Source organism: Microbacterium oleivorans (genome assembly GCF_023715745.1).
GTDB classification, from domain to species: domain Bacteria; phylum Actinomycetota; class Actinomycetes; order Actinomycetales; family Microbacteriaceae; genus Microbacterium; species Microbacterium oleivorans_D.
Genome location: NZ_JAMBOV010000005.1, coordinates 1 through 19,485, shown reverse-complemented (window position 1 = coordinate 19,485; position 19,485 = coordinate 1). Strand labels below are relative to the sequence as shown.

Here is a 19,485-nt window from a genome sequence, read left to right as displayed (position 1 = left end):
CGGCGCCCCCCCTCACCACGAGATCGCCGCCCCTCACTCGGCGCGCTACGCTCTAGCAACCGCCCCCCGGAGCAAAGCAGGTTCACCCATGGCCAGACGCGGCGCCAATCAACCCAGCGTCGGTGGTTACAACGAGGCTGTCGTCCTGGACCAGATCCGCCGGTCCCACGGCCACAGTCGCGTGGAGCTCGCCGACGCCACCGGGCTGTCCGCGCAGACCGTGTCCAACATCGTGCAGCGCCTGCTCGATGCCGGGATCGTCGAGGAGGCCGGCCGGACCAGCTCGGGACGCGGCAAGCCCCGCACGACGCTCCGGCTCGTCGGCAGCAGCCGGTACGCGGTCGGCGTCCACCTGGATCCCGGCCTCATCACCGTCGCCGTGCTGTCCATCGACGGAGAGGTCGTCGCCCGGCATGCGCGCGCGACCCCTCGTGCGCAGGCTCCGTCGGACACCGTCGCCGTCCTCATCGAGGACATCGAAGAGGTGCTGTCCGACTCCGGCATCGACCGCAGCCGCATCGTCGGGCTCGGCATCGCCGCGCCCGGCCCGATCGATGCGGATCGCGGCATCGTGGTGGACCCGCCCAACCTCCTCGGCTGGGACAACGTCCCGCTCCGGGACGCGATCGCCGAGGCGACCGGACTTCCCGTCATGCTCGACAAGGACGTGACCGCGGCAGCCGTCGCCGAGAAGTGGGTCGCCGCACCCGGCGGGGCGCCGAACTTCGCCTTCCTGTACCTCGGCACCGGTCTGGGGGTGGGCCTCGTCGTCGGCGATGAGGTCGTCCGCGGCGGATCGGGCAACGCGGGCGAGATCGGGCACATCGTCGTCGATCCCGACGGCCCGCCGTGCTCGTGCGGGCTCCGCGGGTGCATCGCCGTCACCTGCGCACCGCTTCCGATCGTCGAGGAGGCCGAACGTCGCGGGGTCCTGACCCGCGAGCGGGAGTGCGACGAACCCACGCAGGTGGATGCCGCCCTCACGCGGCTCGTCCGGCTCGCGGACGACGGCGACGCGGGCGCGCAGGATCTGCTGCAGCGCTGCACCGTCCACGTCGCGCGCGCCCTTGCGGTGGTCTCCAACCTGCTCGACGTCGACCGCATCGTCATGGGAGGACCGCTGTGGGACCGGATCGGACCGCGATTCACCACGGCGATCCCCGAACTCCTGGACGACATGCGGGTCGCCCGTGGTGTCCATCCGCTCGCGGTCGCGGGAACGGCACTGGGCTCGGACGTCGGCGCCATCGGAGCCGCCTGCCTCATCCTCGACGAGGCCCTCACCCCCCGCCCGACGTCCCTGCTGGTGCCGTCTGCGTGACCCCGGCGACCCTGGCTGTCGGCGCTTGACTCTGCTATGTCCATCGGTTTGACTTACCGTGTCCGGCCATCTCGCGCGGACGCCACGATCCGGAGCAAGGGGGCACCGTGAGAGCTCGCACCGTCGTCACGTCCATCGCCACGGCAGCCGTCGCCGCCCTCCTCCTCGGAGGCTGCTCCGCCGATGACGGCGGGAACGGGGACACCGTCACCGTGGTGTACGCGAAGACCGATTCGTTCGAGGTGCTCGACACCCTCATGAAGACGGCGAAGAAGGAGTTCGAGGCATCCCACGAGGGGATCACGGTCGACCTGCAGCCCATCACCGCCACCGACGACGACTACAAGACCCGCCTGCAGCTCTCGCTCGCCTCCCCCGACACCGCCCCGGACGTGTTCTACGAGGACACCTTCAACGTGCGCAGCGACGTCGAGGCGGGCTACCTGCTGAAGCTCGACGACAAGCTCGCCGAGTGGGACGACTGGCAGATGTTCGATGAGGCCGGACGCAACGCGGGCAGGGGCGAGGACGGCGGGACGTACGCCCTTCCGCTCGGCACCGATACGCGCGTGATCTGGTACAACAAGGACGTCCTCGAGAAGGCGGGGATCGCGGCGCCGTGGCAGCCCGAGAGCTGGGACGACATCCTCGCCGCTGCCGCCGCGATCACGCAGAGCCAGCCGGACGTCGTCCCGTTCTCGATGTACGCCGGCACCGGCACCGGTGAGGGCACCGTCATGCAGAGCTTCTATGAGCTCCTCTACGGCACGGGTGACGGCACCGGCCTCTACGATGACGCGTCGGGCAAGTGGGTCGTCGGATCGCAGGGCTTCATCGACTCCCTGACGTTCCTGCAGACCCTCTATGACGAGGGCTACGCGGTGAGCCCCGACCAGGCGCTCGACCCGAACGTCTGGCAGGCCGTGTTCGGGGAGTGGTTCCCGGCGGGCACGCTCGGCGCGACCGTCGAGGGCTCCTACACGCCGTCGTTCTGGGCCGAGGGCGGCTCGTACCCGTGGCCCGAATACGCCGACACGATGGGCGTGGCGCTGTTCCCGACGCAGGACGGCCAGGAACCCGGCGGCGTGAGCATGTCGGGCGGCTGGACCCTGGCGGCCTCGGCGCAGACCGACGTGCCCGACCTCGCCTTCGACTTCATGACGACGGTCCTGAGCAAGGAGAACGCGCTCTGGTACGCGGTCAACAACGCGCAGATCGCCGTCCGCACCGACGTCGCCGAGGACCCGTCGTACCTCGAGTCCAACCCGTTCGTCGGCGCCGTGACGGATGCCGTCTCGGTGACCCACTTCCGCCCGGCGAACAGCGACTACCCCAAGATCTCGGTCGCGGCTCAGCAGGCGACCGAGGCGGTCATCACCGGACAGCAGTCCCCGGCAGAAGCGGCGGCCGCGTACGACGATGCCGTTCGGGAGATCGTCGGCGACGACGGGGTGACCACCGGATGACGCAGTGACCTCGACGCTCGCGCTGCCGTCGGAGCCCGGCGCGCCGCCCCGTCGACGCGCCCGCGGCCGGGTCGGCCTCGCGCTGTCACCGGCGCGCTCGCTCCCGCTCGTCCCCGCCGTCGGCCTCCTGCTCGTCTTCCTCGCGGGGCCCATCGTGTGGGCGACGGTCGGCTCGTTCACCGACCGCGCGCTCACCGGCGTGGCAGCGGCCAAGCCGGAGTTCATCGGCCTCGACAACTACGCACGTCTGTTCGGCGATCCGGTCCTGCCGCTGTCGATCCTGCTGACCGTGGTCTTCGTCGTCGGCTCGGCGATCATCGGACAGAACATCGTCGGCCTGCTGCTCGCCGTCCTCTTCCGGGTGGGCAGCCGTGCCGTCGCGGGCACGGTCGGGCTCTTCGTGGTCACGGCATGGGTCCTGCCCGAGATCGTGGCGGCGTTCGTGGGCTATGCCTTCCTGTCCACCGACGGCACCCTCAACGGCGCCCTGTCGCTGTTCGGGATCCAGGGGCCCAACTGGCTCTACACGCTGCCGCTGCTGGCGATCATCCTCGCGAACACGTGGCGGGGCACGGCGTTCTCGATGATGATCTACCGTGCCGCGCTCGACGACGTCGACCCCGAGGTCACCGAGTCGGCCATGATCGACGGTGCCGGCACCTGGCAGCGGCTGCGGTACATCACCCTTCCCATGATCTCGGGGACGATCTTCACCAATCTGCTGCTCACCACTTTGCAGACCCTCTCGGTGTTCACCCTGATCTGGGTCATGACCAAGGGCGGACCCGGCGATCTGTCCCGGACCCTCCCCGTACTCGCCTACAGCGAGGCGTTCTCGTTCGGGGACATCGGCTACGGGAATGCGATCGCGATCGTCATGCTCGCCCTGGGCGCCGCCTTCTCGATCGCGTACGTCGTCTCCCTGCGACGTCGGGGCGACCTCGAATGAGCGCCGCCACGACGGCGGGTGCGCCGCCGCGCCTTCGTCCGCCGAGTGTCGCCGCGCCGCGACGCGGGGCGACCCGTTTCTGGGCGAACCTCGTCCTCATCGTCATCGGGATCCTGTTCGCCGCGCCTCTCGCGTGGGTCGTCCTCGCGTCGATCGACTCCGCGGCGACGTACCGGGTGGCGTGGCCGACGAGTCCGACACTCGAGAACTTCGCCGATGTCCTCACACCCGAATTGACGCTGCGCCCGCTTGCGAACAGCCTGCTGCTGTCCACCGCGGCGGCCGCGGTGACGGTCGTCGCATCGGTGCTCGCCGCCTATCCGCTCTCGCGGTACCGCTCACGGTTCCACGCACCGTTCCTGTACTCGGTCCTCTTCGCGAGCTGCCTGCCGATCACCGCGATCATGGTGCCCGTCTACAGCCTGTTCGTGCAGGTACGGCTCATCAACCAGCCGTGGGCCGTCGCCCTCTTCCTCGCCGCGAGCGCGCTGCCGATGGCGCTGTGGATGACGAAGAACTTCATGGACTCCGTCCCGGTCAGCCTCGAGGAGGCGGCCTGGGTCGATGGGGCGAGTGCCCTGCGCGCGCTGTGGACGATCGTCGTGCCGCTCATGCGCCCCGCGCTCAGCGTCGTGTTCGTCTTCGTGTTCCTGCAGGCGTGGGGCAACTTCTTCGTGCCGTTCGTGCTGCTGCTCACCCCCGATTGGCAGCCGGCGGCCGTCTCGATCTACGCCTTCTTCGGGCAGTACGGCACCGTGGCCTACGGGCGTCTGGCCGCGTACTCCCTCCTCTACTCCCTCCCGGTCCTCGGGCTGTATCTCCTCGTCACCCGCGGCCTCGGGGGCTCGTTCGCCCTTTCGGGCGCCGTCAAGGGCTGACCCACAGACCTCCCACCGCCCCCACCCCGAAGGAATCCGCATGCACCGCGACGACCGACTGGCCCTGCAGCGCATCGACCGGCTCGTGCGCGATCGGCTCCCCCCTGCGCTCCACCGCGAGACCGCACCGCTGCGGATCGAGGCGTGGGAGGTCCCGGACGAGCCGGTGCCGTTCGCCGAGGCGGTCGGCCAGTCCTTCGCTCCGTTCCCGCTCGGCGGCGAGTGGGGCAAGCCCTGGGGCACGGTGTGGTTCCACGTCACGGGGCGGGTTCCGGCGGCCTGGCGTGAGACGGCGGGCACCCGCCCCGAGATCGTCGTCGATCTCGGCTTCGACGGATCGGTGCCGGGCTTCCAGGCCGAAGCGCTCGTTTTCCGCCCGGACGGGTCGATCGTCAAGGCCGTCGAGCCGCGCAACACGACCGTGCCCGTGGAGGGCGACGAGATCGATCTGTGGATCGAGGCCGCCGGCAACCCCAGCGTCGCGGGCGCCTTCACCTACGCCGCTACTCCGCTGGGCGACAAGCGGACCGCGGGGACGGAGCCGATCTACCGTCTGCGGCGGCTCGAGCTCGCACTGCTCGACGAGACGGTGTGGGAGCTGCAGCAGGACGTCTGGACCCTCCGCGGACTCGTCGACCAGCTCGATCCCGACCGCTCCCGTCACGCCCGTGTGCTCACGGCCCTCGGCCGCGCCGTCGACGCCGTCGACCCCGATGACGTCGCCGGCACGGCCGCGGCAGGACGGGCCGAACTGCGCGCGGCGCTCGCGGCACCGGCATCCACCTCCTCCCACCAGCTGACCGCCGTCGGACACGCGCACATCGACTCGGCGTGGCTCTGGCCCGTCCGAGAGACCGTCCGCAAGGTCGCGCGGACCTTCTCCAACGTGCTCGACCTCATGCGCACGGAGGAGGATTTCGTCTTCGCCGCCTCATCCGCGCAGCAGTACGCCTGGATGAAGGAGCACTATCCCGAACTGTTCGAGCGGATGCGGCGGGCCGTGGCCGAGGGCCGGTTCGCACCCGTCGGGGGGATGTGGGTCGAATCCGACACGAACATGCCCGGATCCGAGGCGCTCGCGCGCCAGTTCATCGAGGGCAAGCGCTTCTTCCTTGAAGAATTCGGGATCGAGCCGCTCGAGGTGTGGCTGCCCGATTCGTTCGGCTACTCGGCGGCTCTCCCGCAGATCATCACGGCGGCGGGATCCCGCTGGTTCCTCACGCAGAAGATCTCGTGGAACGAGACGAACCGGATGCCGCACCACACCTTCCTCTGGGAGGGCATCGACGGCACCCGTGTCTTCACCCACTTCCCGCCGGTCGACACCTACAACTCCGACCTGTCGGCGGCCGACCTCGCCCGCGCCGAGCGCCAGTTCGCCGAGAAGGCGCACGCCTCGCACTCCCTCGTCCCGTTCGGCTGGGGCGACGGCGGCGGCGGGCCGACGCGCGAGATGATCGCCGCCGCGCGCCGCACGGCGGACCTCGAAGGATCGCCGAAGGTGCGCCTGGGCTCACCCGCGCAGTTCTTCACCGACGCCGAAGCGGAGTACGCCGCCCCGCCGGTGTGGTCGGGCGAGCTGTACCTCGAGTACCACCGCGGGACCTACAGCGCCCAGGCGCGCACGAAACGCGGCAACCGACGCAGCGAGCACCTGCTGCGGGCGGCCGAACTGTGGGCGACACTCGACAGCGTCCGCACCGGCGCGCCCTACCCCGCGGATCGGCTGCGCGCGATCTGGCAGACGGTCCTGCTGCACCAGTTCCACGACATCCTCCCGGGCACCTCGATCGCGTGGGTGCATCAGGAGGCTGAAGCCACGTACGCGCGCATCGCGGGTGAGCTGCAGGAGATCATCGGCACCGCGCTGCGCTCGCTCATCGGCGAGGGCGAGCGCGCCCTCGCGGCCAATGCCGCGCCGGTCACGCTCTCGGGCGTGCCGGGGCTCGGCGTCGGGGCCGCGGCATCCGCTCTGCCCGTCCTGCCCGAGCGGGACGGCGACGGATGGCGGTTCCGCCACCCCCGGGTCGACTGGGCGATCGATGCGCGCGGTCTCGTGGGGGGAGCAGTCGACCTCGCCACCGGGCGCGAGCTCATCGACCCCGCCCACCCGGGCGGCGCGCTGCACCTGTTCCGCGACACACCACGTGAATGGGATGCCTGGAACATCGACGTCGAGGACGGCGCGCTCGGCACGATCGTCGACACGGTCGAGGAGATCGCCGTCGACGATGCCGACCTCGTCGTGAGGCGTCGGTTCGGCTCGTCGCGCGCCGAGCAGCGGTACCGCGTCGATCCGCACTCCGGCGCACTCGAGGTCGCGCTCCGGCTCGACTGGCGGGAGCGGCAGAAGATGCTGAAGATCGCGTTCCCGCTGCGCGTGCGCGCGGAGCGCGCCGAGTCCGAGATCCAGTTCGGCCACGTGTCGCGCCCGGTCCACATGAACACGACATGGGACGCCGCCCGGTTCGAGACCGTCGCGCACCGCTGGCTCCGCGTCGCCGAGGGTGAGTACGGCGTGGCGATCGCCAACGATTCCCTGTACGGGCACGACGTCCAGCGCGCCCCCGGTTCGGACGGCGGTGCGCGGACGGTGCCGCGGGTCACCCTGGTGCGGGCACCGCTGTTCCCCGACCCCGAAGCCGATCAGGGCGCGCACGAGTTCCGCCTGTCGGTGCTGCCGGCGGCGACCGTCGCGGCGGCGATCGGCGAGGGGCTGCGCCTGAACCTCCCCGTCCTGAGCGTGCAGGGCGCGAACGAGGTCGACCCGCTCCTCGAACTCGACGACCCGGGTGTCGTCGTCGAGGCGGTCAAGCTCGCCGACGACGGATCCGGCGACGTGATCGTGCGTCTCTACGAGGCGCTCGGATCGACGCGCACCGCGCACCTCGTGCCCGGCTTCGCGACGAGCAGCGTCGTGCAGACGGACCTGCTCGAGCGAACCATCGCCTCGACGGCGCTGCAGGACACCGCCGGTGACGGCGTGCGCCTCGACCTGTCGCCGTTCCAGCTCGTCACGCTGCGTCTGGCGCGCTGACTCAGTCGAGCCCGCGGACCGGGACCCCGAGCCACTCGCCGAGGTCCCGGATCTCGGCGTGCACCATCTCGCGTTCGTCGTCCTCGAGCGGGGCGAGCTCGTGGACGGCCGTGACCAGGAGATTCTCCTTCTTCTTGTCGAGCGCGGCGTCGAGGAGGCCCACGAAGCGGTCGCCGATGAGGATCGGATGCGCGAAGTAGCCGTAGACCCGCTGATGCTTCGGTTTGAACTGCTCGAGGACGTAGGTGAAGTCGAACAGCTCGGTCAGGCGCGGCCGGTCGAAGAGCATGCGATCGTACGGATTGAGGATCGCCGCACGGCCCCCCGGGTCGTCGTCGAGGGCCGCGATCGCCTCGGGGTCCACACGCCAGCGCCACGCGCTGCCCTCGACCTCGGCCGCCTCCCCCGCCGTGCCGACGCCCGACCATGACGATCTCTCACGCGCGATGCCGAGCGCCTGCAGACGCCGCGCCGCCAGCACGTCCTCGGCGGCCGCCGCATCCATGCCGGCATCCGTCCCGCCGTAGACCCGCTCGGGCAGGTCCCACACGCGCTGCCGGCCGACTCGCCCGCTGATGGCGACATCTCCGAGGTACGACATCAGCTCGAGCATGCGCGGCACCTGGTTCGCGCCGTACCAGCCGCTCTCGTTCTTCGCCTGGACGACGCTGGTGTCGGGGATCTCCGATGCCTGCAACGGCCCCTCCAGATCGAGGCGCCGCAGGATCTCGGCGCGGAACGCGGCATTGGCCTCGAGGTATTGCCGCGTCGCCCCGCCCAGCCGGCGCCCCGGCATGATCGCCCGCAGGGCGGGGAGGAGGGATGCCGGGCGGAAGTGCCCGTCGTACTCGAACAGCAGCCGGTCGTCCTCGACGGCCTTGGCCAGCTGACCCGGCTCGTACGCCCAGCCGATGCGCGACCAGCAGATCGATTGCTCGCTGGGCGCGATGACCGCCGTCGGGTCGATCTTGATCGCACCGATCTGTTCGGCGACCTCGACGACGTCACCGGGCCGGTCCGCGTCCAGCAGCTGCGCGCGCACGGCGATGCGGCGCGCCTCATCCCTCGAGAGCCGGTGCATGGCTCGAGGCTAGCGTGCGCCTCGGACGCGGGTCAGCCGGCGGGTTGCAGGCGCGCGTCGACGGTGCGCCGTTCGTCGAAGACGAAGCACTCCCCGTCGAACCCGTCGCCGCCGACGTGCTCGAAGTAGCCGAGGATGCCGCCGTCGAGCTGACGCGCATCGATCCCGTCCTCGCGCAGGACCAGGGCCGCCTTCTCGCAGCGGATACCGCCGGTGCAGAAGCTGACGACCGTCTTGCCGACGAGCTCCTCCCGGTGCGCCGCTGCGGCACCGGGGAAGTCCGTGAACTTCTCGATGCGCCAGTTCAGCGCGCCCGAGAACGTGCCGTGGTCGACCTCGAAGGCGTTCCGGGTGTCGAGCAGGACGACCTCACGGCCTTCGTCGTCGAGACCGGTCTCCAGCCACCGCCGGAGCGTCATCGGGTCGACGGCCGGCGCGCGCCCCGCTGCCGGGCGGATGGCGGGACGGTCCATCCGGATGATCTCGCGCTTGTGCTTGACGAGCATCTTGCGGAACGGCTGGTCGGCCGACCAGCTCTCCTTCGTCGTCAGCGCCGCGAACCGCTCGTCCGCCCGCAGCTCCTCGACGAATCCGCGGACGTCCTCGGGCGAGCCGGCGAGGAACAGATTGATCCCCTCCTCGGCGAGCAGGATCGTGCCGCGCAGACCGCGCAGGTCGGTCCGCTCCTGCAGCACGGGTCGCAGCGACGCGGGGTCGGCGATCGGCGTGAAGAGGTAGGCGGAGATGTTCAGGACGGATGCCACCTGTCCAGGCTAGGCGACCGGCGGCATCCGTCCTGGGCGATCAGCCGACGAACGGAGCCGATGCGGCGTCGAGCGCGGCGACCTCGTCGGCCGTCAGATCGAGCGTCGCGCCCGCGATGAGGCCCGCGACCTGCTCGGTGCGCGAGGCGGAGGCGATCGGGACGGCGCCCTTTGCGCGCAGCCAGCCGAGGGCGGCGGATGCCGGTGAGACGCCGTGCGCGGCAGCGACGTCGTCCAGGGCGGAGAGGACCGCCAGTCCGTCGGGGGTGGCGTACCTCGCCGCCGAGCCGGCGCGGGGGGAGGACTGCGCGGACGTGTCGGTCGAGCGGTACTTGCCGGTGAGGAACCCGCTTGCGAGGGCGTAGTACGGCACGACGGTCAGACCGAGCTCGTCCGCCGCAGGGACGATCTCGCGCTCGACTGCGCGGTCGACGAGGTTGTACGCCGGCTGGGTGGCGATCGGCTCGGCGACACCCTGCTCCCGGGCGAGACGCACCCATTCGCGGGTGCTCTCGGCGGAGAAGTTCGACACCGCGGGGTAGCGGATGAGTCCGTCCGCGACGAGCTCGCCGAACGCGGCGACGGTCTCCTCCAGCGGCGTCTCCTCGTCCTCGGCGTGCGCGTAGTACACGTCGATCGTGTCGACACCCAGTCGCGCGAGCGAGGCCTCGGCGGCCGCGCGGATGTTGCCCTTCGACAGCCCGGGGAACTCGGGATGCTTCGACACCTTCGTCGCCACGACGACACCCTCGGGTCGGCGCGAGGCGATCCACTCCCCGATGATCGTCTCGCTCTCGCCACCCGAGTTGCCCGGGACCCACGCGCTGTAGACGTCGGCGGTGTCGATGAAGTCGCCGCCCGCCGCGGCGAAGGCGTCGAGGACGGCGAAGGACGTGTCGCGGTCGGCCGTCCAGCCGAAGACGTTGCCGCCGAGCGACAGGGGGAACACGTTCAGATCACTGGAACCGAGAACAGTCATGGTCTCGATCCTGACACGGGCGAGGATGCCCGGGCTCAGCGCGCGACGATCTCGTCGGCGTTCGCCTGGATCCAGGTCATGAGCGGCATGACGCGCTCCATCAGCTCGGCTCCGCGCGGCGTCAGCGAGTACTCGACGCGCGGCGGAACCTCCGGGTGGGAGGTTCGTTCGACGATCCCGTCGGCAGCGAGGGTGCGCAGCGTGCTGGCCAGCATCTTCTCACTGATGCCGTCGACGCTGCGTCGAAGCTCACCCCATCTGCGCGTGCCGTCCGTCAGCGCGAGGAGGACGAGGACGCCCCATTTGCTCATGACGTGGTCGAGGACGACGCGGGACGGACACGCCTCGCTGAAGATCCCGGGCGACTCGCGTCGCATCTGCTCGAAACTCACCGACACGTCAGCAGCTTACCTGAAAGTGGGTACCCTCCGATCGGAATGTACAAGGGTCGAGGAGGGGTTGTCTCGGCTGTCGCGCGCATCGCGTGATCACCGAAAGGACTCACCATGACCATCCTCGTCACCGCCGCCGGCGGCCACCTCGGACACCTCGTCGTCGACGCTCTGCTGGCTCGCGGCGCCGCACCCGACACCGTCGTGGCCGGCGCCCGCACCGTCGCGAAGGCCGCAGACCTCGCCGACAAGGGCGTCCGCGTCGTCCCCCTCGACTACACCGTGCCCGCCTCGATCGACGCCGCCCTCGAGGGCGTCGACACCGTCCTGCTGGTCTCGGGCTCCGAGCCGGGCGGGCGGCTCGAGGGGCACCGGAACGTCATCGATGCCGCCGTCCGCGCGGGGGTCGCGAAGCTCGTGTACACGAGCGCGACGCACGCCGACACGAGCGACCTGATCCTCGCGCCCGACCACAAGGCCACCGAAGAGGCGATCGCCGCCAGCGGACTCCCCGCCGTGATCCTCCGCAACAACTGGTACATGGAGAACTACGCCGGCGACCTCGCCACCGCGGCGCAGACGGGCGTCTTCTCGGCGGCGGTCGGCGACGGTGCGGTGGCGGCCGCGGCTCGGGCGGATTATGCCGAGGCCGCCGCGGTGGTGCTCCTCGAGGAGGGGCACCTGGGTCGCACGTATGAGCTCGGCGGATCCCGCGCCACCTACGGCGACATCGCCGGCGCAATGGGAGAGGTGCTCGGGCGAGAGGTCGTCTACGCCCCGGCGACGCCGGAGGAGTTGGCGACGCGGCTGGCCTCGTTCGGCCTGGACGAGGGCACCGTCGGCTTCGTCGTCACCCTCGACACCGACATCTCCCGCGGTGCGCTCGATGTGGCGTCCCCGGACCTGACCGACCTCATCGGCCGACCGACGACCTCGTGGACGGAGGCCCTGCGAGCGGTGGCTCCCGCCAGCTGACGACGCACGCTTCCGCGACCGCGGCATCCATATTCATCGGAATGGATGCCGCGGCCGTCGCGTTGTCGCAGGTATGCAACGCTTCGGAACGCTCTCCTTCGGCCACTACGGTCCCCTCGGCGGGGGCCGCGAGCTCACCGCCGGCGACTCGATGCTGCAGGCGATCGACCTCGCCCAGGGCATGGACGAGCTCGGGGTGAACGGCGCGTACTTCCGCGTGCACCACTTCGCCCGCCAGCAGGCATCGCCCATGCCGCTGCTCGCCGCGATCGCCGCGCGCACCTCGCGCATCGAGGTCGGCACGGGCGTCATCGACATGCGCTACGAGAACCCGCTCTACCTCGCGGAGGAGGCGGCAGCCGTCGACCTCATCAGCGACGGGCGACTCGCCCTCGGCGTGAGCCGCGGGTCACCCGAAAGCGTCGTCCGCGGCTACGAGACCTTCGGCTACACCGGCTCGACCGACCCGCGCGGCGCCGACATCGCCCGCGAGCACTTCGACCTGTTCCTACGCGCGGTCGAGGGCCAAGGGCTCGCCGAGCGCGACCCGCACAGCCCCTTCGGCGGAGGCGCGGGTCTCCAGCGCATCGAACCGAACTCCCCCGGACTGCGCTCGCGCATCTGGTGGGGCGCGGGCAACCGCGACTCGGCCGAGTGGGCGGGCCGGATGGGCGTGAACCTCATGTCCTCGACGCTGCTGACCTCGGCCGACGGACGGCCGTTCGACATCCTGCAGGCCGAGCAGATCGACGCGTTCCGCGCGGCGTGGCGCGAGGCCGGCCACGCGGGGACGCCGCGCGTCTCCGTGAGCCGCAGCATCTTCCCGATCACCACGGCAGAGGACGCCATGTACTTCGGCGGCCGCGACGACGGCGATCAGATCGGGATCATCGACGGCATTCGGTCGACCTTCGGCAAGACGTACGCCGGAACGCCCGACGAGCTCGTCGAGCAGCTGCAGCACGACGCGGCCGTCCGCGAGGCCGACACCCTCATGCTCACGATCCCGAGCCAGCTCGGCGTGGAGTTCAATCTGCGCCTCGTCGAGTCCTTCGCGAAGTACGTCGCGCCGTCTCTCGGCTGGACCCCGAACTGGGAAGGCGACGTCAGGGACGACGCGGTTGCGATCAAGTGACGCCCGCAGACCCGGCCACGACCGACATCTGACGATAACTTGATGGACACTGCCTAATCGTTCACGACGAACTTTGGCGTACGAGGCTTTCGAGGTTTCGCCTTGCCAGCGCGGTCCGTGGCATCTGGAACCAGCTGGACACTTACCGGCACACGCATCGCGGACAAACTCCGCAGTGCCCGACGCAACGAGATCCTGGAGAAGATGGGCAGATTGTCCGACTTGCGCTCGGGAGACCGCTTGTGGCTCACGATGGCGATCGCGACTGCGAACTGGTCGCGCTCCACAGCCTCTATCAGTGAGTCAGCAGTCGCCGAGTCCGCTTTCTTTTCAACAAGTTTGTGCAGTTTTGCACTCGATCGCTTCTCGCTCCTCAGCAATTCCGCTGAGTTGACTGCTTGATTGAATAAATGGCTTAGATTGGCCGAACTCGTTCCGATCTTGACATGGACCAGCTCAAACTTGTCCTCAACCACACGGAGGATGTCGCACGGCTCGACAGCAGTCTGCCCTTTTGGGCTTACGTTCGTCTGATCGAGACAGACTGCGTTCAGCGCCCTGCTGACCTCCTTGTTGTACTCAGCCTCCGACGGCCACCTATGCTCCGGGAGATTCGCGTCGACCCAGTATGGGTCGATATCCTGCCGCAAAGCCACGATCAGGTCGGCGGCCACTCGGAACCAGGACCCATCACTGAAGTGATAGCTGTAGTCCGTTGCGTCCGACACTTCATAGACAAGCGACTTGTAAATCGACCAGCGCTGACGTTGATTGTTGCTCCCGTCAAGAAGCAACATATGGTCGTGCTTGAGGACGTCTACCGACATGGTATCCGACACAACGCCGTGATCTTCCAGGTACTCCCGATAGTGCTTCACATAGACGTCGTCGAATACCGGACTCACACCTCGGCCAGAGAACTGAATGAACGACTCGTCTCGATAATCGAGGATGTCCGGAACCGTCAGCACGATCGGAGCGGAAAGCTCGAATATCGCCGCAGACAGCTTCTCGTCCAAGGTCGAGATCAACGTCGGGTCTGTGATGGGACGAATCTTCGCGACATCGGGAAACGTCTTAAGGAAGTCGTCCGACTTGTAGAGCTTGTGTAGTCGTGAAAGCAACCTGGGGAGGTCTTCAGCCCGTGCTGGAGTTGTGACGCGCAGGCTGCTGGAGCCGGTCACGCTCCTGACCAGGTCGTTGTACTTTGGTCGCGCTTTGCCGGTGAGGCTCTTCAGTACCGACGCGTCTCCGGCGAAGCTCAGCAGCGCCAGGTCCCCGTCGTACGGAATCTGCGTTCTACGCCGCTGCGACGAGTCAGGGTCGAGGGTCTCCGTGCTCTTCAGCTTGCGTGGGTCCACCGCATTCAAAACCACACGCGTGCCGAAGTCGTGCTCGTAAGAGTCATCCCGCAACAAAAACTGACCCGCTCCAAAGGTCAGCACCATGATTCGTTTGCCTGACGGCACGAACGCCGCGGCCGAATTAGTCCCCTGAAGGAGATCGTCGCCCAGATCGAGATACTCCTTCCACCAAGGAGGACCGTGAGAGCCCCGTTTGATGAACACGCGGAGCTCCGGTAAAGCACCTACGTGGGCAGCGGTCTCGGTGTAGCCGTGATCATCCCGCAGTGAATCTTCGACGGTCAGTCCAGGTTTTAGCGCGTAGATCGACATTGATCGCGTAGTCACGTACTCCCCCAAGTCGCGGCCCTTAGCATTTGCGGGTAAGCCTAGTAGCGCGAACCGGCGTACGAGGTCGCCACAGCCTGAACCGACGCGTCGACGCGGGCCCGTGTATGCGGGACACTGGAGCGGCCGATCGCGCTCGGCCCTCTCCGGAAGGATCGCCATGACACGTGTCCGCGTCGACCTCAACATCTCGCTCGACGGCTTCGCCACGACGACGGATCAGACGCCGGAGAACCCGTTCGGCGAGGACTGGGGCAAACTCACGAGGGACTACACGGCGACCCGGACCTTCCGTGAGCGCGTGCTGCACGACACCTCCGGGCAGGGCACGACCGGTGTCGACGACACCTACGCGCAGCGGTACTTCGCAGAACTCGGCGCGGAGATCATGGGCGCCGGCATGTTCGGTCTGCACGCGAACCCCGACGATCCCGACTGGCGCGGATGGTGGGGCGACGAGCCGCCGTTCGGTTTCCCGGTCCTCGTCCTCACACACTCGCCGCGGCGGCCCCTCGCGTTCGCGAACGGGACCGAGTTCCACTTCCTCACCGCGACGCCGGCCGAGGCACTGGCACACGCGCGCGATCTCGCGGGCGGCCGCGACATCCGGATCGGAGGCGGCGCCGAGACGGCGCGCGCCTTCCTGCGCGAGGGACTCGTCGACGATCTCCACGTCGCCATCGTGCCGATCCTGCTCGGACGCGGGGTGCGCCTGTGGGACGACCTGCGCGGGCTCGAAACGGACTACACGGTGACCTCGGAAGCCGCCGAGAGCGGCGTGGTCCACACGACCTTCCGCCGCGGCGCCTGAACCCGGGCACGGTGCGCGCCGGGCGTAGGGTGGTCGCATGCGGACCCGCGCGGACATCGAGTGCTGGCTGACCGACATGGACGGGGTACTCGTCCACGAGAACACCCCCATCCCGGGGGCGGCTGAGCTCCTCGAGCAGTGGCGCGACGAGGGCACGCCGTTCCTGGTCCTCACCAACAACTCGATCTTCACGCCCCGCGACCTCAGCGCCCGCCTGCGCGCGTCGGGACTCGTCGTCCCCGAGGAGGCCATCTGGACGTCGGCGCTCGCGACGGCGGATTTCCTGGCGTCGCAGATGCCCGGGGGCAGTGCGTTCGTGATCGGCGAGGCCGGTCTGACGACGGCGCTGCACGAGGCAGGCTTCATCATGACCGAGACCCGGCCCGACTACGTCGTCGTCGGCGAGACGCGCAACTACTCGTTCGAGGCGATCACCAAGGCGATCCGCTTCATCGGCGCGGGGTCCCGCTTCATCGCCACCAATCCCGACGCGACCGGCCCCTCGACCGAGGGGGTGCTGCCGGCGACGGGGGCGATCTCTGCGCTCATCACGAAGGCGACCGGCAAGGAGCCCTACGTCGTCGGCAAGCCGAACCCGATGATGTTCCGGTCGGCCCTCAACCGCATCGGCGCGCACTCCGAGAACACGGGGATGATCGGCGACCGCATGGACACGGATGTCGTCGCCGGCATCGAGGCGGGACTGCACACCGTCCTCGTCCTCACCGGCATCAGCGACGCCGCAGAGATCGAGCGGTACCCGTTCCGACCCGACGAGATCCTGGGCTCCGTCGCGGACCTGGTCCGCGACGAGCCCACCGAGAGCGACTCGCCCGACGTGCAGGCCGCGCTCGGACTCTGACGGCCGGCACCCTCACCAGCCCATCGAGCCGGGCACGCCCTTGAACGGTCCGACGACCTGAGAGGTCACCCAGCCGCCGTAGAAGCGTCCGGGCTGCGGCGTGACGACCTCTCCCGCCACCGTGCACTCGTCCATCTGCTGCGCGTACACCGCCACCCGATCCGCGAGCGCCTCGTACCCGGGCTCGGGATGCGGGTAGTTCCACGCCGCGGCGGGGCGCGCCACTCCCCCGCCGTGGACATCGAGGTAGCGGGCGGCGCCCTTGAACTCGCAGAACGAGGAGCCCTGCCCGGGCGTCAGCGCACCGACGGCGAAGTCGTCGATCGGCAGATAGTAGACCGGCGGATGACTCGTCTCCAGCACACGCAGGGCGCGGTCGGTGGTGACGATGCGCTCACCGCCGAGCGTGATCGTGACGGTACCGGCGACCGGTTCGACGCGGGGAGGCCGGGGGTAGTCCCAGACGCTCTCCTGGCCCGGTCCGACGGGGTCGGGGGTGGGATGCCGCATGGTCTCAGATTACGGGCGGAATCATAAGCGGGGGCCGCCCCGCGGCATCCGTGATCCCCCGATAATGAAGACATGACGGCCCGGCGCCCGACCGCCTACAACGCGATCTCCACGTCATCGCGCGTGGAGATCCTGCACCTGCTGCAGACGACTCCGCAGCAGACCGTCGGCGAGCTCGTCGCGGCGACGGGCCTCCACCCGAACACCGTCCGGGAGCACCTGCAGCGACTCATCGAGCGCGGCTTCGTCGCGACCGAGATCGAGAAGCGCACGACCCGCGGCCGGCCGCGAGTGTTCTACCGCGCCGTCGACGGCGTGAGCGTATCGAGCCCCGAGCACCGGCGGAAGGTGCGGGCCGCGGTCGAGCGCGGCGACCTCATGCGTCGGGTCATGCCCGAGACGGCCGGCACCCTGACCGGCGAGGAACAGCATCAGCTCGACGCCCTGGTCGAGCAGCTCCTCGACGGCGGGTTCGACCCCGAGATCGACGAGGACCACCTCACGATCGACCTGACGCCCTGCGCGCACGCCGCCGATCAGGCCGACAACCGCGAGACGCTCTGCGACGTGCACCTCGGACTGATGCAGGGGGCTCTGAGCGAGGCCGGCGGACCGTTGGCGGTCGACGGCATGCGCTCGTCGTGCGACCCGCAGCAGTGCGTCATCCAGCTCCTCCGGCGGCGCCCCGAGGCGTGACGCCGCGGCGGTCTCAGTAGGCCAGGTTGCTGCGGAGGGATGAGTACCAGACCCAGGCGTAGCCGCCGCGGTAGTGCAGCTTGTACCAGTGCCGCTTGGAGTCGGAGACCTGCAGGGCGGTGCCCTTCGGGATCGTGCCGCCCACGGCACCCCCCGCCGTCTTGCGCCACGTCGCGTTCTTCGTCGTGCGGACGTGCAGATCGGAGTGCTTCGCCGCGGCTCCGAAGGAGCCGTTGAAGTGCGAGTACACCGTGCGCGCGATGTCGCGGATGCCGGCCTTCGACGATCCGGCGTCGCCGATGACCGTAAGCACGAAGGTCGCTTTGGGGCCGCGGATGATGGCGGTGTCGGCCTGCAGGAGCCCACCCTTCACCCAGAGCGACCCGGGCTTGGACGCCTGGTACGCCGAGGCCGGGATGCCGTTCGGGATGCGGGACCGGAACAACTGCGTGTGCATGAGGTCGCGCAGCAGCGTCGTGTGCGCTTTGTTGAGGATCTGCCCCTTCTCGAGGCGCGCGACCAGGAGACTCAGATCGTTCGAGGTGGTGCGGTTGCCGCCGTAGAGGACGTCCTGCCCCTTCAGCACACGACCGTACGACGTCTGCGAGTAACCCGCCGCGGCGATCTGCTTGTTGAGGTTCGAGATGCCGATCCAATGCACGAGGTCGGTGTGGCAGTAGTTGTCGGACATCCAGATGAGCTCGCGCAGACATTCCTTGACGGTCAGACCCGACGAGAGCTTCGTCGACAGCGACGCCTGCTTCTTCTCGACGCGTGCGAGCGCCGCCCACGCGACGAAGAGCTTCATCATGCTGGCCGGTTCGCGCCGCGTCGCACCCGTCTTGCCGGACAGGACCTCGAGACCGCCGATCTGGCGCACGGTGACGGCGTAGGACGACGAGGGATGCCGCTTCATCGTCGCGACGATCTTGTCGCGCAGACTGTCGGCCGCCGCCGTGCGGACGACGGTGCAGCCGTCGCCCGTGAGCACGGCCGCCTGCAGGCGGCTGGTGGGGCCGACGGCGAGGACGCTGTCCCTGCGTTTGTCGAGCAGAGCGGCCGTGGCATCCGACACGCACTCTGTGCGCGAGTAGAGGAACGGCTGCCGGAGCGCACCGGCCACGGCTGCCGCCGTGCCGGTCTCGTGGTTGGGGATCGCGACGCCGGAGACGACGACGCCTCGCGTGGTCGCGCTCGGATAGTCGGCGGCGGTGGAGATCGCCACGGCCTCGCTCGTGCCGCCGGCCATGCGCCGCACGCTGATCCCGGCGGAACGGATGCGGTCGACGAAGCCCTTGCCCATCATCGAGGCGATGTTCATCATGACCACCTCCTTCGCACCGACGTCCTTCAGCGCCGCCATGGTGGCATCGGACGCCGTCCCGCGACCGTCGACGGCCATGAAACCGCTTCCCGTGGCCGCAGCCGCCGCCGCCGCGATCGGTGCGGTGTCCATCGTGCGTCCGTCGGCGACGTACACGCGCTCGACCTCCCCCTGGAACCGCAACACGGCGCGGGAGAGCGCGTAGGTGTCGCCGCCGGAGATGCGCTCGACCGGTGCCGTCTGACCGAGCACCCGTGCGACGGTGCTGCCTACCGAGGCGGTCGAACCGACGATGAGGATGCGTGTCGGCTTCAATCGGGCGAGTTCCTTCTTGATCGCCGCGGGGATGGAGTCGGGTGCGACGTAGAGCATCGGTGCGCGACGGGCTCCGGCGAGCCCTGCGGCGATCTGCGCATCGTGACGCTTTGCCGCCGCGATGACGACTTCGGCGCTTCCGTCGGGGAAGAGCGCCCTACTGACCGCGACGGTCTGGTCGGCCGCGGTGGCCGCGCTGAGGCGGTTCCCGGACGGCATCGTGGGAGCGGCCGGCGCCGCGAGCCGCGCGCCCGCGTCGGGGCTGGGCGCGGGGGTCGGGGTGGGGGTCGGGGTGGGGG

At 69.4% G+C, this 19,485-nt stretch carries 17 protein-coding genes; 10 read left to right on the top strand and 7 right to left on the bottom strand.

The annotated features are described in order from the left end of the window. Nucleotides 1-88: 88 nt before the first annotated feature. The 5 genes from M3190_RS12440 (at nt 89) to M3190_RS12420 (ending at nt 7,651) form a co-directional block, all read left to right on the top strand. Nucleotides 89-1,321, top strand: coding sequence for an ROK family transcriptional regulator (locus M3190_RS12440; protein WP_251582131.1), 1,233 nt, complete (start codon nt 89-91; stop codon nt 1,319-1,321). A 107-nt stretch (nt 1,322-1,428) separates the two neighbouring features. Further along, complete coding sequence (locus M3190_RS12435; protein ID WP_251582129.1) at nt 1,429-2,787, top strand: extracellular solute-binding protein; 1,359 nt, start codon at nt 1,429-1,431, stop codon at nt 2,785-2,787. 4 nt (nt 2,788-2,791) lie between these two features. Next, nucleotides 2,792-3,736: a carbohydrate ABC transporter permease gene (locus tag M3190_RS12430; protein WP_251582127.1), complete on the top strand. Its 945-nt coding sequence runs from the start codon at nt 2,792-2,794 to the stop codon at nt 3,734-3,736. Beyond that, on the top strand, nt 3,733-4,614 hold the full coding sequence (locus tag M3190_RS12425; RefSeq protein ID WP_251582125.1) for a carbohydrate ABC transporter permease: 882 nt from the start codon (nt 3,733-3,735) through the stop codon (nt 4,612-4,614). The genes M3190_RS12430 and M3190_RS12425 overlap by 4 nt, the downstream gene beginning before the upstream one ends. A 40-nt stretch (nt 4,615-4,654) precedes the next feature. Further along, nucleotides 4,655-7,651, top strand: a complete 2,997-nt coding sequence (locus tag M3190_RS12420) for an alpha-mannosidase (protein WP_251582123.1) — start codon at nt 4,655-4,657, stop codon at nt 7,649-7,651. 1 nt (nt 7,652) lies between these two features. Here the strand turns inward: M3190_RS12420 and M3190_RS12415 are convergent, their stop codons facing one another. The 4 genes from M3190_RS12415 to M3190_RS12400 are packed head-to-tail and all read right to left on the bottom strand — an operon-like array spanning nt 7,653 to nt 10,852. Beyond that, nucleotides 7,653-8,732, bottom strand: a complete 1,080-nt coding sequence (locus M3190_RS12415) for a DNA glycosylase AlkZ-like family protein (protein WP_251582121.1) — start codon at nt 8,730-8,732, stop codon at nt 7,653-7,655. A 32-nt stretch (nt 8,733-8,764) separates the two neighbouring features. Beyond that, nucleotides 8,765-9,496: a sulfurtransferase gene (locus tag M3190_RS12410; protein WP_251582119.1), complete on the bottom strand. Its 732-nt coding sequence runs from the start codon at nt 9,494-9,496 to the stop codon at nt 8,765-8,767. 40 nt (nt 9,497-9,536) lie between these two features. Next, nucleotides 9,537-10,475, bottom strand: coding sequence for an aldo/keto reductase (locus M3190_RS12405; RefSeq protein WP_251582117.1), 939 nt, complete (start codon nt 10,473-10,475; stop codon nt 9,537-9,539). 35 nt (nt 10,476-10,510) lie between these two features. Beyond that, nucleotides 10,511-10,852 (bottom strand): winged helix-turn-helix transcriptional regulator, encoded by a 342-nt coding sequence (locus M3190_RS12400; RefSeq protein ID WP_285876372.1) that lies wholly within the window; start codon nt 10,850-10,852, stop codon nt 10,511-10,513. A 129-nt stretch (nt 10,853-10,981) separates the two neighbouring features. Here M3190_RS12400 and M3190_RS12395 point away from each other — a divergent pair, with 129 nt between their 5' ends. Continuing rightward, nucleotides 10,982-11,842, top strand: a complete 861-nt coding sequence (locus M3190_RS12395) for an SDR family oxidoreductase (RefSeq protein ID WP_251582113.1) — start codon at nt 10,982-10,984, stop codon at nt 11,840-11,842. Between the two features lie 73 nt (nt 11,843-11,915). Further along, nucleotides 11,916-12,977 carry an LLM class flavin-dependent oxidoreductase gene (locus M3190_RS12390; protein WP_251582111.1) on the top strand — a complete coding sequence of 354 codons (1,062 nt, stop codon included), beginning with the start codon at nt 11,916-11,918 and terminating at the stop codon, nt 12,975-12,977. A gap of 53 nt (nt 12,978-13,030) precedes the next feature. Here the strand turns inward: M3190_RS12390 and M3190_RS12385 are convergent, their stop codons facing one another. Next, on the bottom strand, nt 13,031-14,653 hold the full coding sequence (locus M3190_RS12385; RefSeq protein ID WP_251582109.1) for a DUF6119 family protein: 1,623 nt from the start codon (nt 14,651-14,653) through the stop codon (nt 13,031-13,033). 175 nt (nt 14,654-14,828) lie between these two features. Between M3190_RS12385 and M3190_RS12380 the strand changes: the two genes are divergently transcribed. Together M3190_RS12380 and M3190_RS12375 are read left to right on the top strand one after the other, a co-directional pair. Next, nucleotides 14,829-15,479: a dihydrofolate reductase family protein gene (locus tag M3190_RS12380; protein ID WP_251582107.1), complete on the top strand. Its 651-nt coding sequence runs from the start codon at nt 14,829-14,831 to the stop codon at nt 15,477-15,479. A gap of 37 nt (nt 15,480-15,516) precedes the next feature. Beyond that, entirely contained in the window at nt 15,517-16,341 is an 825-nt protein-coding gene (locus M3190_RS12375) for an HAD-IIA family hydrolase (protein WP_251582105.1), read from the top strand. Between the two features lie 12 nt (nt 16,342-16,353). Here the strand turns inward: M3190_RS12375 and M3190_RS12370 are convergent, their stop codons facing one another. After that, a complete protein-coding gene (locus tag M3190_RS12370) occupies nt 16,354-16,851 on the bottom strand; it encodes a DUF427 domain-containing protein (protein ID WP_251582103.1) in 498 nt (165 codons plus the stop codon). A 72-nt stretch (nt 16,852-16,923) separates the two neighbouring features. On the opposite strand from M3190_RS12370, the gene M3190_RS12365 reads away from it, so the two are divergent. Next, the gene (locus M3190_RS12365; protein ID WP_251582101.1) at nt 16,924-17,547 is read left to right on the top strand and encodes a helix-turn-helix transcriptional regulator; all 624 of its coding nucleotides are present in this window, start codon (nt 16,924-16,926) and stop codon (nt 17,545-17,547) included. 13 nt (nt 17,548-17,560) lie between these two features. On the opposite strand, the gene M3190_RS12360 is transcribed toward M3190_RS12365, so the two are convergent. Beyond that, nucleotides 17,561-19,485 (bottom strand): serine hydrolase (locus M3190_RS12360; protein ID WP_251582099.1); only part of this gene is annotated, 1,925 nt, incomplete at its 5' end.

What these genes read in the sequence shown, in the direction of transcription:
- M3190_RS12370 (WP_251582103.1), bottom strand. Translation starts at nt 16,851, where the DNA reads ATGCGGCATCCCACCCCCGACCCCGTCGGACCGGGCCAGGAGAGCGTC.
- M3190_RS12385 (WP_251582109.1), bottom strand. Translation starts at nt 14,653, where the DNA reads ATGTCGATCTACGCGCTAAAACCTGGACTGACCGTCGAAGATTCACTG.
- M3190_RS12400 (WP_285876372.1), bottom strand. Translation starts at nt 10,852, where the DNA reads ATGCGACGCGAGTCGCCCGGGATCTTCAGCGAGGCGTGTCCGTCCCGC.
- M3190_RS12365 (WP_251582101.1), top strand. Translation starts at nt 16,924, where the DNA reads ATGACGGCCCGGCGCCCGACCGCCTACAACGCGATCTCCACGTCATCG.
- M3190_RS12420 (WP_251582123.1), top strand. Translation starts at nt 4,655, where the DNA reads ATGCACCGCGACGACCGACTGGCCCTGCAGCGCATCGACCGGCTCGTG.
- M3190_RS12440 (WP_251582131.1), top strand. Translation starts at nt 89, where the DNA reads ATGGCCAGACGCGGCGCCAATCAACCCAGCGTCGGTGGTTACAACGAG.
- M3190_RS12415 (WP_251582121.1), bottom strand. Translation starts at nt 8,732, where the DNA reads ATGCACCGGCTCTCGAGGGATGAGGCGCGCCGCATCGCCGTGCGCGCG.
- M3190_RS12395 (WP_251582113.1), top strand. Translation starts at nt 10,982, where the DNA reads ATGACCATCCTCGTCACCGCCGCCGGCGGCCACCTCGGACACCTCGTC.
- M3190_RS12405 (WP_251582117.1), bottom strand. Translation starts at nt 10,475, where the DNA reads ATGACTGTTCTCGGTTCCAGTGATCTGAACGTGTTCCCCCTGTCGCTC.
- M3190_RS12425 (WP_251582125.1), top strand. Translation starts at nt 3,733, where the DNA reads ATGAGCGCCGCCACGACGGCGGGTGCGCCGCCGCGCCTTCGTCCGCCG.
- M3190_RS12375 (WP_251582105.1), top strand. Translation starts at nt 15,517, where the DNA reads ATGCGGACCCGCGCGGACATCGAGTGCTGGCTGACCGACATGGACGGG.
- M3190_RS12380 (WP_251582107.1), top strand. Translation starts at nt 14,829, where the DNA reads ATGACACGTGTCCGCGTCGACCTCAACATCTCGCTCGACGGCTTCGCC.
- M3190_RS12390 (WP_251582111.1), top strand. Translation starts at nt 11,916, where the DNA reads ATGCAACGCTTCGGAACGCTCTCCTTCGGCCACTACGGTCCCCTCGGC.